Source organism: Clostridium sp. MB05 (assembly GCF_046581255.1).
Classification (GTDB): domain Bacteria; phylum Bacillota; class Clostridia; order Clostridiales; family Clostridiaceae; genus Clostridium.
The window spans coordinates 145,001-157,500 of sequence record NZ_CP174370.1 but is presented as its reverse complement, the minus strand read 5'-3'; the positions used below and the strand labels follow the sequence as shown (position 1 = coordinate 157,500).

The window sequence follows — 12,500 nt, the reverse complement described above, 5'->3', positions numbered from 1 at the left end:
AATAGGGCGACTAGTTGCATGCCGTAGACCCGAAACCGGGTGACCTATCCATGGCCAGGTTGAAGCGGGGGTAAAACCCCGTGGAGGACCGAACCACGTTGCTGTTGAAAAAGCATGGGATGAGCTGTGGATAGCGGAGAAATTCCAATCGAACTCGGAGATAGCTGGTTCTCCTCGAAATAGCTTTAGGGCTAGCGTCGGATATGAGTAATGGAGGTAGAGCACTGAATGGGCTAGGGGGCATATCGCTTACCGAACCTTATCAAACTCCGAATGCCATATACTATGAGTCCGGCAGTCAGACTGCGAATGATAAGATCCGTAGTCAAAAGGGAAAAAGCCCAGATCGTCAGCTAAGGTCCCAAAGTGTAAGTTAAGTGGTAAAGGATGTGGGATTTCTAAGACAACTAGGATGTTGGCTTAGAAGCAGCCACTCATTTAAAGAGTGCGTAATAGCTCACTAGTCGAGAGATCCTGCGCCGAAAATGTCCGGGGCTCAAACTTACCACCGAAGCTACGGGTTCAAGTTTAACTTGAGCGGTAGAGGAGCGTCGTAATCGGGCTGAAGTCGTACCGTAAGGAGCGGTGGACTTATTACGAGTGAGAATGTTGGCATTAGTAGCGAGATGTAAGTGAGAATCTTACAGGCCGAAAATCTAAGGTTTCCTGGGGAAGGCTCGTCCGCCCAGGGTTAGTCGGGACCTAAGCCGAGGCCGAAAGGCGTAGGTGATGGACAATTGGTTGATATTCCAATACCACTATTATCGTTATTATCGATGGTGTGACGGAGAAGGATAGGATGTGCTAGCGATTGGAAATGCTAGTCTAAGCATTTAGGGAGTTAAGACAGGAAAATCCGTCTTAGCAATTCTGAGGTGTGATGGGGAAGGCCAATTTGGCTGAAGTATCTGATTCCATGCTTCCAAGAAAAGCATCTAGAGAGAGAAGTAGTGCCCGTACCGCAAACCGACACAGGTAGATGAGGAGAGAATCCTAAGGCCATCGGAAGAATTGCAGTTAAGGAACTAGGCAAATTGACCCCGTAAGTTCGCGAGAAGGGGTGCCTGCGAGAGCAGGCCGCAGAGAATAGGCCCAAGCAACTGTTTAGCAAAAACACAGGTCTCTGCTAAAGCGTAAGCTGATGTATAGGGGCTGACGCCTGCCCGGTGCTGGAAGGTTAAGGGGAACACTTAGCGCAAGCGAAGGTGTGAACTTAAGCCCCAGTAAACGGCGGCCGTAACTATAACGGTCCTAAGGTAGCGAAATTCCTTGTCAGGTAAGTTCTGACCCGCACGAATGGCGTAATGACTTGGGCACTGTCTCAACTGCAAATCCGGCGAAGTTGTAGTGCGAGTGAAGATGCTCGCTACCCGCGATTGGACGGAAAGACCCCGTAGAGCTTTACTGTAGCTTAGCATTGAGTTTCGATATTGTCTGTACAGGATAGGTGGGAGACTGAGAAGCTAGGGCGTCAGCCTTAGTGGAGTCATCCTTGGGATACCACCCTGACAGTATTGGGATTCTAACCGGACGCCATGAATCTGGTGACGGGACATTGTTAGGTGGGCAGTTTGACTGGGGCGGTCGCCTCCAAAAAAGTAACGGAGGCGCCCAAAGGTTCCCTCAGAACGGTCGGAAATCGTTCGAAGAGTGCAAAGGCAGAAGGGAGCCTGACTGCGACACCCACAAGTGGAGCAGGGACGAAAGTCGGGCTTAGTGATCCGGTGGTACCTCGTGGGAGGGCCATCGCTCAACGGATAAAAGCTACCTCGGGGATAACAGGCTGATCTCCCCCAAGAGTCCACATCGACGGGGAGGTTTGGCACCTCGATGTCGGCTCGTCGCATCCTGGGGCTGTAGTAGGTCCCAAGGGTTGGGCTGTTCGCCCATTAAAGCGGCACGCGAGCTGGGTTCAGAACGTCGTGAGACAGTTCGGTCCCTATCCGTCGCGGGCGTAGGAAATTTGAGAGGAGCTGTCCTTAGTACGAGAGGACCGGGATGGACTGACCTATGGTGCACCAGTTGTTCTGCCAAGAGCATGGCTGGGTAGCTAAGTCGGGAAGGGATAAACGCTGAAAGCATCTAAGCGTGAAGCCCCCCTCAAGATGAGATTTCCCATAGCATAAGCTAGTAAGACCTCTTGAAGAACACAAGGTTGATAGGTCAGAGGTGTAAGTGTGGTAACATATTTAGCTGACTGATACTAATAGGTCGAGGGCTTGACCAATAATTAAAAGATTTTGGCTGTAATTCATGTGCAATTTTCAGAGAATAAATTCTGAAAAAAGTGTTGACAAAGTATTGATACTACAATATAATGTTAATGTAATCTGGTGATGATGGCGTAGAGGAAACACTCCTTTCCATTCCGAACAGGAAAGTTAAGCTCTACAGCGTCGATGGTACTGTATGGGAAACTGTGTGGGAGAGTAGAACGTTGCCAGGTGTAGTATGGATCTTTAGCTCAGTTGGTTAGAGCAACCGGCTCATAACCGGTTGGTCCGGGGTTCGAGTCCCTGAAGGTCCACCATATTTGGGGGTATAGCTCAGTTGGGAGAGCACTTGCCTTGCACGCAAGGGGTCAAGGGTTCGAATCCCTTTACCTCCACCAAGAAGTTATGTTATCATAACTTCTTTTTTTTATAATTTTTACTTAAGTTGTAATATTATTAATTTAAAAGTAGTATTATATGATATGTATATATTTACAAATGTCGAAAAACTTTTAAAATTTTCTAAAATTTTAGTTAGGAATAAAATAAAATATATTATATAATGATTATAAGAATTAATTTAATAATTCTAATGTAAAAGTTTTAAGGTCTTATCCTTAGATGGGGAGTGTTGTTATGGGTAAGAAGGATGAATTAGAGAAAAAATTAATAAAGTTAAAGCTAGAAAAGAGAGAGTTATTACTAGCAGGAAAAAATACAAGTAAAATAGACGATCTTATAAAAGAGGTAGAACTGGAATTAAAAGAATCTAGTGGATATTGTAATAGTTAAAATATTTTAATTTTAATAGATCTAAGTTATTAAATTTAGATCTATTTTACTTTTAATGAAATACTTAAATTAAACAAATATCAATAACTAGAATAATTTACCATAATTGAGCATATTACATTTGTAGAGAGATATTCTTTATAAATAAGGAGGCTGGATTAGAAAATGATAAGAACTTTTGTATGTGAAAAAGAGGGTTGTATTGGAAATAGATTTTTTCTTGAAAGTGAAGAAGATAAACTTAAGTTGATTTGTTATCAATGTAAGTTTAAATATGATATTGATGTTAGCAATCAAGATTTTATAATGTTGCCTAATTGTTCTAGCTGCAATAATGATACATTTAAAGTATTTAAAGACATAGAAAAAAAAGGTATATATTTTAAATGTTCTAAATGTGGGGCAGTTCCAGAAAAAATATATATAGATTCAGATGGAATACAAGTTTCGTACGAGGCTAAGCTTTTAAATGATATAAAACAAATAATGAATCTAGTTGAACAAAGGATATATAATCTGGAAGTTAATGTTAAGGACTTAGAAAGAGGACAAAGTATGTTAGAACAATCTTTAGCATATATAAATAGATATTTAGTAGAAAAAGATTAGTATATAAAAATATATAATTTATGATGTATAATAAAATAAATAACTAAAAGTTAAATTAACACAGGGAGAGAAGTATGGATAAAAACAAAAAGATAATATCATGGTTGATGTTATTAATATGGATGGGAATAATATTTTTTATGTCACATCAGCCAGGAGAAGTTTCTAGTAGCCAAAGTGAATTGGTTATAAAAATATTTCAATTTTTAGGAATAGAATTAAATGAATATTTTGGTGATCTCGCTACTTTTGTAGTTAGAAAAACTGCACATTTTTCAGAATATCTTATATTATTCTTCTTTGCATATAATGTAAGTAAAAGATATTTTTCTAATAAAAAAGCTAGAGTATATGCAATAATATTTGTATTTTTATATGCATGTTCAGATGAATTTCATCAATATTTTATTCCAGGAAGAAGTATGGCTTTTAAGGATGTATTGATAGATACATCAGGAGGGCTCGCTGGCTATTTAATAATGAGGTTAAAAAAAATATAATGGTATAAAAGGATATTCATTTAACGATGAATATCCTTTTATAATATTGATGAAAGAAGCCTTGAAAATCCATCTATAAATTTGCTAATAATAGATTTTGATTCATACTCTTTAATATTAAATTCTATGCATGAATTTAGAGTATCATTAAATATGGTATCAAGCTCATGAGTTACATATTCATTATATATTATTGTGTTAATTTCATAATTTAGCTCAAAGCTTCTAATATCCATATTAGCAGTTCCTATTGTACAAATTTTTTCATCAACAGTTAATATTTTAGAATGAATAAAGCCTCTTTTATTATATAGATAAATTTTAGCCCCAGATCTAGAGAGTTCAGCCAAATAAGTTTGAGAAGCTCTGTTTACTGTAAAATGATCAGCTTTTTTAGGAAATATTAATGAAACTTTAATACCACTTAAAGAAGCTATCCTTAGTGTATCCATTAATCCTTCAGAAGGAATAAAGTAGGGAGTTATTATATTAATATTTTTTTTTGCACTGCTAATCATTTTTATTAAGCATTGAAGTATGCTAGGAAATTCAGAGTCAGGACCGCTTTTTACTATTTGCATGGCAATATTACCATTAAAATCATGATTCTTAAAATAGCTATCTACATTATTTAAGATAGATATTTGTTCATTATTATACTTTTTTATACTTGAAAAATCATCTAAGAAAATTGACTGTAACCCAAGAACGCAGTCACCTTCTATCATTATGTGACAATCTTTCCATTCCCCTAATTTTCCCATACCCAAATACTCATCGCCTATATTAATACCGCCCAGGAACGCTACTACCCCATCTATAACTACTATTTTTCTGTGATTTCTATAATTAATTTGAGTATTTATAAATCGTAAAAATGGAGCTAAAACATATGAGTAGAATGCTACATCTACACCAGCACTTTTCAAATCTTTTATATATTTAGATCCTAGTTTTATAGAGCCAACTCTATCTATTATAAATCGAACTTTAACTCCTTGCTTAGATTTATTTATTAAAATATCTTTTATTTCATTTCCGATTTTATCATCTTTAACTATATAGTATTCTAAATGAATATGATGCTTTGCTTTTATTAAATTTTCCTTTAAAATTTTAAACTTTTCTTCCCCTCCATCTAGTATTTTAATTTTATTATTTATAAACAAAGGTGAGAATGAATTAGAAGCCAGTAATTTTATAATAGGTTCATATTCATTTAATATATTAGACTTATTCAATATAGATGAATTAATTAAATTAGTAACTTTTCTTTTAGAGATTCTATCTAAAGTATTTATTTTCCAATTTCGTCCTAAAAATATAAATAAAATCAATCCTACTGGAGGTAGTATAATTAAAATCAATATCCAAGATAAAGTTTTTTCAGGTCTTTTCTTTTTAAATAAGATCATTATAAATATTATAAATATATTTATAATAAAAGATAAATAAAAAATTATTTTAAATGCAATTATATTACAAACCTCCTTCAAATATAGTCATACATAATATATTATTGACTTAAATATAAATTTTAATAAATTAAAAAGACATTAGATAAACAAGCATAATATCTCCACTTATGAACTATTTTGCTTTAATAGTTGTTTTTGCAGAAAAGTATGATAAAGATTCAGGAATAGGTACTCTAATAACTACTATGATTCCTTATTCAATTGCATTTTTAATTAGATGGACAATATTATTAGTAATATGGTTTGTATTAGGATTTGATTTAGGGCCTGGAGTTGGAGTAATGCTTTAAAAAGATTTAATATTAAATATAATTAGCACAATTGAAAGTGTATCTATAGTAAAAATTTTAGATGCACTTTTTTTGTACTTATTCCAATAAAATGTGCATAAAAATAAGTATATGGTAGGAGGGGAATAAATAATCTGAATATTCTGGATAACAAGAGTCGTTTATGATATTCTATAATTAATAAAATGGACTAGAATAACCTGCACTTAAGATGGTTTTTTGAAAATAAATTATAAACCAGAGATTTAAAATTTATCAACATAAGAATTTGCTAAGAACGCGATTCAAAAATTATTTAGATTTTAAATGAAAGGTGGGTGTAATCATAATATTTAGAAAATATTATGAGAAGTTATGAAAAATTATACAATAAAAAATTTAAGAAATATTGGACTGATAGGACATGGAGCATCAGGAAAGACCTCTTTAGTTGAAGCATTATTATTCAATACAGGTAATACTGATAGATTAGGTAAAGTAGAAGAGGGAACAACAGTTACAGACTTTGATCTAGAAGAAAAGAAGAGAAGAATTTCACTTTCAGCGTCTATTGCTCCAATAGAAGTAGAGGATACAAAGATAAATTTAGTAGATATACCTGGTTACTTCGATTTTTCAGGAGAGCTGATACAAGGAATGAGAGCTGTAGATGTAGCTACAATAGTTGTATGCGGAGTGTCGGGAGTTCAAGTTGGAACAGAAAAGGCGTGGGATTATTGTAATAAAATAAAATTGCCAAGAACATTTTTTATAAATAAGTTAGATAGAGAAAATTCAAGTTATGAAAAGACATTAGAACAATTAAAAGAAAAATTTGGGATAAGCGTTGTACCTATACAATTTCCAATAGGTAGTGAAGAAGAATTTAAAGGTGTGGTTAATGTTATATCAAAAAAAGCCAGAATACATGATCCTAAAACAAATAAAATTGAAGAAATAGATGCTCCTGAAGATTTATTAGAAAAGATAGATGAATGTAAAAAGATGATAATGGAAGCTGTTGCAGAAACAAATGAGGAACTATTAGATAAATATTTCAGTGAGGGAGAATTAAGTGACGAGGAAATATATAGTGGACTTATAGAAGGGTGTGCAAGTGGAGATATAGCACCAGTAATGTGTGGAAGTGCATCTAAGGTAATAGGTATGAGATGCTTTTTAGAAGATGTAGTTGAATGCTTTCCATCACCTAAATATTCAATTTCACAGAAAGCAAAAAATTTAAAAAACAATGAAGAGGTATTCATAGACTTAAATGAAGATAAACCTTTTTCAGCATTAGTTTTTAAAACTATAGCAGATCCTTTTGTTGGAAAAATATCGTTGTTTAGAGTAATAACAGGAAAGTTATCAAATGAGGTTACTGTAGTTAATAGTAATAAGGATAAATCTGAAAAATTAGCTAATATCTTTTTCATAAGAGGGAAAAACCAAATACCTACAAAAGAAGTTGTAGCAGGAGATATAGCTGCTATTGCCAAACTACAATACACTGAAACTGGTGATACTTTATGTGACATAAATAATAAAGTTATATATGATAAAATGAATTTTCCAAAACCTTCGATATCAATGGCTGTATTACCAAAAGCCAAAGGTGATGAAGATAAAATATCAATGTCATTACAAAGATTATTAGAAGAGGATCCAACATTTACAATCACAAGAGATACGGAGAATGCAGAAACTATAATTTCTGGTATAGGTGAAACACACTTAGATGTTATAGCTAGTAAGCTGAAAAATAAATTTGGGGCAGAAGTTATTCTAAGACTTCCTAAGATACCATACAGAGAAACTATAAAAGGTATTGCAGATGTTCAAGGAAAACATAAAAAGCAATCTGGTGGACATGGACAATATGGAGATGTAAAAATAAAATTTGAGCCAAGAAGAGATGGAAAAAATGAGTTGGAATTCGTTGATAATGTTGTTGGAGGAGTTGTACCAAGAAATTTTATACCAGCAGTAGAAAAAGGACTTAGAGATTGTATTGAAAAAGGGGTTCTAGCAGGATATCCCGTTGTTAGTTTAAAGGCTACCTTACATGATGGATCATATCATCCAGTAGATTCATCAGAAATGGCATTTAAAATGGCAACATCAATTGCATATAAAAAAGGATTAGAAGCAGCGAAGCCAGTCTTATTAGAACCTATTATGCATGTAGAGGTGTTAATACCGGATGAATATATGGGAGATATAATAGGCGATATTAATAAAAGAAGAGGAAGAGTTCTTGGAATGGAACCAGAAGGAAGGTTACAAAAAGTTAGTGCTGAGATTCCTTTATCAGAAATGTTTAAATACTCTACAGATCTAAGATCAATGACTCAAGCGAGAGGAAGTTTTGTAAGTGAACTTGAAAGGTATGAAGAGGTTCCAGAGTTAGAAGCTAAAAAAATAATTGAAGAAGCTAGAAAAAATTAAATTTGGATGTAGTGAATAAATATAAATTTAATGAGAAAAAATAATATAGAATTAATTTTAAGTATAGAGGTATATACTAAAGAAAAATAGGAGGGAAACTATGCCAGATTACAAAATGGATATAAGTGAGAGACTAGGGCTTAGTGAATATAGTAATATATTTGACTATATGGGTGTGGTAGATAAAAATGATAATTTTACTATAACCTTAAATAGTAATTCAAAAGAGGATATAAATATTATTACTTCTATGCTTAGGGATAGTAACTTTTCTATTTTAGAAGAGGGAGTAAACAAAACAGGTAAATATTACATTAATGCTAATAAGTATAAATAAATAAAAGGCTATTAATCACTTGATTAGTAGCTTTTTATAATTTATGGTAAAATGTTTAATATAAAATAAATCATAGGAGGATTAAAATGAAGGCTGAAATAATAGCAATAGGAACAGAAATACTGTTAGGTGATATAGTTAATACAAATGCACAATATTTAGCTAAGGAATTAGCTAATCTAGGAATTGATGTTTATCATCAAAATGTTGTTGGTGATAATGAAGATAGAATACTTGAAGCATTTAAAAATGCTTTTGAAAGATGTGACTTAGTTATTACTACTGGTGGTTTAGGGCCTACTCAAGATGATTTAACAAAGGAATTAGGTGCAAAATATTTTAATAAAAAACTAGTTTTACATAAACCATCCTTAGATTGGATTAAAACATATTTAGACATGAAAGATGAAGCTGTAGTAGAAGCAAATAAAAAACAAGCATATTTTCCAGAGGATGCAGTAATCTTACCCAATTCTAATGGAACAGCTCCAGGGGCAATAATATCTGAAAATGATAAGATACTAGTAATACTACCAGGACCACCAAGAGAAATGAAGCCTATGTTTAATAATCATGTAATTAAGTATCTAGCTGGAATAACAGGTAAAGTTATAAAATCTAAAACATTAAGATTATTTGGAATTGGGGAAAGCTTAATGGCTAAAAAGATAAATAACTTAATTCAAAATAGTACTAATCCTACTGTTGCACCATATGCTAAGGATGTTGATGTAACTTTAAGAATAACTGCTAAAGGAAAAGATGAAGATGAATGCAATAATTTAATAAATCCTGTATATAAAGAAATAAAAGAAGTTCTTGGTGAGTATATATATGGAGAAGATGAAAATTCTTTAGAAGCTGTTGTTGCAGAAATATTGTGTAACAAAAATTTAAGTATAGCTACTGTAGAATCATGTACAGGAGGTCTGGTTGCTTCTAGTTTAATTTCTTATCCGGGAATATCAGAAGTTTTTAAAGAGGGTGCTATTACTTACTCAAATGAAGCTAAGATGAAGAGACTAGGAGTTAAAAAAGAAACTTTAGATAAGTATGGAGCTGTAAGTGAAGAAACAGCAAAAGAAATGGTAATAGGGATAGCGAGAGAAGCAAAAACTGATATAGCTATTTCAACTACAGGAATAGCAGGACCTGGTGGAGGAACTAATGAAAAGCCTGTTGGGCTAGTTTATATAGGTATATTTGTGAAAGGAAATGTAGTTGTGAAAAAATTTAATTTTACAGGAGATAGAGAAAGGATTAGAAGAAAGGCTACAATGAATGCACTTAATATTTTAAGAAAAGAACTTTTGAGCACTAATTATTAAAAAGGGGAATAAAATAATCCCCTTTTATACTTTTAAAAAGTAGGGGATTATTTTTTGTATATAAATAAAATGGGGGAGAGGCGATTAACTGTGGAAGCTTTCTCGCTTCATTATAATTATGTCCATTAATTTATAAAGTTATACACTACAAAAGTTAAAAAATAGACATCATAAAGTTTAAAATGATTATGAATTAACTAAATTTATTTTAAAACTAAAAAAGAAAGGGTATATATATGAGAAAAGTTTTTAGAGCAAACATGTATTTTTTAATAATATTATTAGCAGAAATATTTGGACCAATTGCACTTACACCAATTTATCAGGCTATAGGATTAAGTGATGTAAGAATAATACTATTTTTAACTCACATGATAATATTTTTACTTCCAGCATTAATATATTTAATAGTAACAAAATCATCTTTTAAGGATACACTTAAATTAAACAAATTACATTGGAAAGATACACTTTTAATTATATTATTAGCTTTTTTAGTGCAACCTATAATGACTTTCTTTTCAGTAATTTCTACGTTTTTCTTCAACAATGAAATAGGAGCATTTATATCTCAAATAACATCAACACCATATATATTTCTTTTATCCTTAGTTGCACTTTTACCAACAATAACAGAAGAGATCACAATAAGAGGTATAGTTCTTTCAGGATATGAAAATAAAAATAAATATATAGCTTCAGCAGTAACAGGATTATTTTTTGGGCTTTTACATTTAAATGCACAACAATTCCTATATGCTGCAGTATTAGGTTTTATACTTGCATTATTAGTTAGAATAACTAATAGTATATTTTCATCTATGATAATACACTTTATAGTAAATGGAACATCAGTAACTATTGCAAAGTTATCAAGCTATATTACAAGTGGATCATCTGTAATGGGTGATGCAACTGAATTAACACTTAAAAATATAGAATTAGCACAAAAATTAATTTTATTAATAACATATGGGGGAATTGCCATAGTATTTGCTAGCTTTGTTTTTCTAATAATAAAAAAGCTAGAAAGATTAAATGATAATAGAAAGATAGAAAGTTTAAATTATACAAGAGGGGAAGCTATATTAGATGATGAAAGAATATTTAATATCCCTTTTATATTATCAATAATAGTATATATAGCAGGTATGACTATTTTTATATAACAAAAAGTTAGGAGTTAATTAATCTCCTAACTTTTTGTTATATAGAATTTAATTAGATTTTGTTATAGAAGAAGATTCACTATAAAACATAGAGAATTCTTTAGAATTTATCCAACCTCTACAATTCATACAATTATCAATAGGTAAATTTACATAATACCATATTTGTTTATTAACCTCAGCAGAATCTAAAATTCCAACCTCCATTCGTATGTTAATTTTTCTAATCAATTGAGAGGAATCTATAGGAGCTATATATAATTTGGCAGCACTATTAATTATTCCTACCTTATAAGAAGGAGTAGCAAACTTTATAGACAAATTACTATTAGCTTTTCTGGACATTTCATATTTTTTTCTTATACTATTGTATTGATTTGATGTTATCATTAATTGTTTTTTCATTAGTGAAAGTTTTTTGTCATAATAAAAATAAATAGCTACTAATGATAATATTAGTAAAATAAATAATATATATTTCATAAGAAACTCCTAGTAATACTATAATTTATTATATTTATAGATTTAAGTAAAAATTACTTAAATTTATATTTAAATTTATAAATATAAAACTATATAAAAAATAAAAATCATTAAAAACGTTGACATATGGTAAAAAATTTTATAAAATAGAATTCGTTAAGGCTCGATAGCTCAGTCGGTAGAGCAGAGGACTGAAAATCCTCGTGTCCCTGGTTCGATTCCTGGTCGAGCCACCAGGAAAGCTAACTAATTTAAATTAGTTAGCTTTTTTTATTTTTTAGTGAAATTATTAATAATATAATAATTTTCTTTATTTAAACTTACTATTTAGATGAATACACTCTAATTTTAAGTATTTTATTTATAAAAACAATTTCATATGAGTTTAGTATATTAATGTAACACTAATATGGTTAGAGTATTTAAAATAAGGGGTATGAAATAACTCTTTACAAGTTATGGTAAATGATTTAATATATAAGTATAAGTAATTATTATAATTAATTATACTTTAAGCTTAACTTAAGAAATACTTAAGAAGTATATATTAAAATAAGAGTATATAATTAATTAATTTTAAAGAGTTAAATATATTAGGAGGGATGCATATGTTGGAAAAGTTAATTTTATCAGATGAGGATTATGATTACTTAGCAAAGGGGATAGCACTGGGGGCTGGGGTAGGAATCCTTATGGGATTTTTCATTGATAATATAATATTGACATTTTCAGCATGCTCTGTTGTAGGAATAATTTGTTCTCTTGGGTATTCCTTCTATAAGAAATCAAAGCATAGAATTAGTTAAAATAAACCAAAAGGCACATTTTAGTGCCTTTTTATTATATATTTTCTATTTGCCAGTTTATAGGG

Annotated in this window: 11 protein-coding genes, 3 tRNA genes, 2 rRNA genes and 1 pseudogene (2 of these 17 running past the window's edge); 14 read left to right on the top strand and 3 right to left on the bottom strand. The window is 31.4% G+C overall.

What is annotated here, in order from left to right:
• From ACH36K_RS00795 to ACH36K_RS00765, 7 genes are all read left to right on the top strand, one after another.
• Positions 1–2,227: ribosomal RNA gene (locus ACH36K_RS00795) — 23S ribosomal RNA — on the top strand (it extends 679 nt beyond the left edge of the window).
• Positions 2,228–2,329: 102 nt separating this feature from the next.
• A 5S ribosomal RNA gene (gene rrf / locus ACH36K_RS00790) occupies positions 2,330–2,446 on the top strand.
• Positions 2,447–2,453: 7 nt separating this feature from the next.
• Positions 2,454–2,530: transfer RNA gene (locus ACH36K_RS00785), tRNA-Ile, on the top strand.
• Between the two features lie 5 nt (positions 2,531–2,535).
• Positions 2,536–2,611, top strand: a tRNA-Ala gene (locus ACH36K_RS00780).
• A 238-nt stretch (positions 2,612–2,849) separates the two neighbouring features.
• Positions 2,850–3,005, top strand: coding sequence for a hypothetical protein (locus ACH36K_RS00775; protein ID WP_411169158.1), 156 nt, complete (start codon positions 2,850–2,852; stop codon positions 3,003–3,005).
• Positions 3,006–3,170: 165 nt separating this feature from the next.
• Complete coding sequence (locus ACH36K_RS00770) at positions 3,171–3,614, top strand: hypothetical protein (RefSeq protein ID WP_411169157.1); 444 nt, start codon at positions 3,171–3,173, stop codon at positions 3,612–3,614.
• A gap of 74 nt (positions 3,615–3,688) precedes the next feature.
• Complete coding sequence (locus ACH36K_RS00765; protein ID WP_411169156.1) at positions 3,689–4,114, top strand: VanZ family protein; 426 nt, start codon at positions 3,689–3,691, stop codon at positions 4,112–4,114.
• Between the two features lie 38 nt (positions 4,115–4,152).
• Here the strand turns inward: ACH36K_RS00765 and cls are convergent, their stop codons facing one another.
• On the bottom strand, positions 4,153–5,589 hold the full coding sequence (cls, locus tag ACH36K_RS00760; RefSeq protein ID WP_411170638.1) for a cardiolipin synthase: 1,437 nt from the start codon (positions 5,587–5,589) through the stop codon (positions 4,153–4,155).
• Between the two features lie 89 nt (positions 5,590–5,678).
• Between cls and ACH36K_RS00755 the strand changes: the two are divergent.
• The 5 genes and pseudogenes from ACH36K_RS00755 to ACH36K_RS00735 all read left to right on the top strand — a co-directional run.
• A pseudogene (locus ACH36K_RS00755) lies at positions 5,679–5,882 on the top strand (AbgT family transporter); the annotation flags it as partial.
• A 354-nt stretch (positions 5,883–6,236) separates the two neighbouring features.
• A complete protein-coding gene (gene fusA, locus ACH36K_RS00750) occupies positions 6,237–8,312 on the top strand; it encodes an elongation factor G (protein ID WP_411169155.1) in 2,076 nt (691 codons plus the stop codon).
• Positions 8,313–8,412: 100 nt separating this feature from the next.
• Positions 8,413–8,649: a hypothetical protein gene (locus ACH36K_RS00745; protein ID WP_322397180.1), complete on the top strand. Its 237-nt coding sequence runs from the start codon at positions 8,413–8,415 to the stop codon at positions 8,647–8,649.
• 86 nt (positions 8,650–8,735) lie between these two features.
• Positions 8,736–9,977 carry a competence/damage-inducible protein A gene (locus tag ACH36K_RS00740; RefSeq protein ID WP_411169154.1) on the top strand — a complete coding sequence of 414 codons (1,242 nt, stop codon included), beginning with the start codon at positions 8,736–8,738 and terminating at the stop codon, positions 9,975–9,977.
• 236 nt (positions 9,978–10,213) lie between these two features.
• Positions 10,214–11,146 (top strand): CPBP family intramembrane glutamic endopeptidase, encoded by a 933-nt coding sequence (locus tag ACH36K_RS00735; protein ID WP_411169153.1) that lies wholly within the window; start codon positions 10,214–10,216, stop codon positions 11,144–11,146.
• Between the two features lie 48 nt (positions 11,147–11,194).
• Here ACH36K_RS00735 and ACH36K_RS00730 read toward each other — a convergent pair whose 3' ends face one another.
• Positions 11,195–11,629, bottom strand: a complete 435-nt coding sequence (locus tag ACH36K_RS00730) for a hypothetical protein (RefSeq protein WP_411169152.1) — start codon at positions 11,627–11,629, stop codon at positions 11,195–11,197.
• A 160-nt stretch (positions 11,630–11,789) separates the two neighbouring features.
• Between ACH36K_RS00730 and ACH36K_RS00725 the strand changes: the two genes are divergently transcribed.
• Positions 11,790–11,865, top strand: a tRNA-Phe gene (locus ACH36K_RS00725).
• Between the two features lie 372 nt (positions 11,866–12,237).
• Positions 12,238–12,435, top strand: a complete 198-nt coding sequence (locus tag ACH36K_RS00720) for a hypothetical protein (protein ID WP_322459138.1) — start codon at positions 12,238–12,240, stop codon at positions 12,433–12,435.
• A 34-nt stretch (positions 12,436–12,469) separates the two neighbouring features.
• On the opposite strand, the gene ACH36K_RS00715 is transcribed toward ACH36K_RS00720, so the two are convergent.
• Positions 12,470–12,500: the 3' end of a uracil-DNA glycosylase gene (locus ACH36K_RS00715; RefSeq protein ID WP_411169151.1), read on the bottom strand. 647 nt of this gene lie beyond the right edge of the window; only the last 31 of its 678 coding nucleotides appear in the window; its start codon lies off the right edge, out of view; its stop codon occupies positions 12,470–12,472.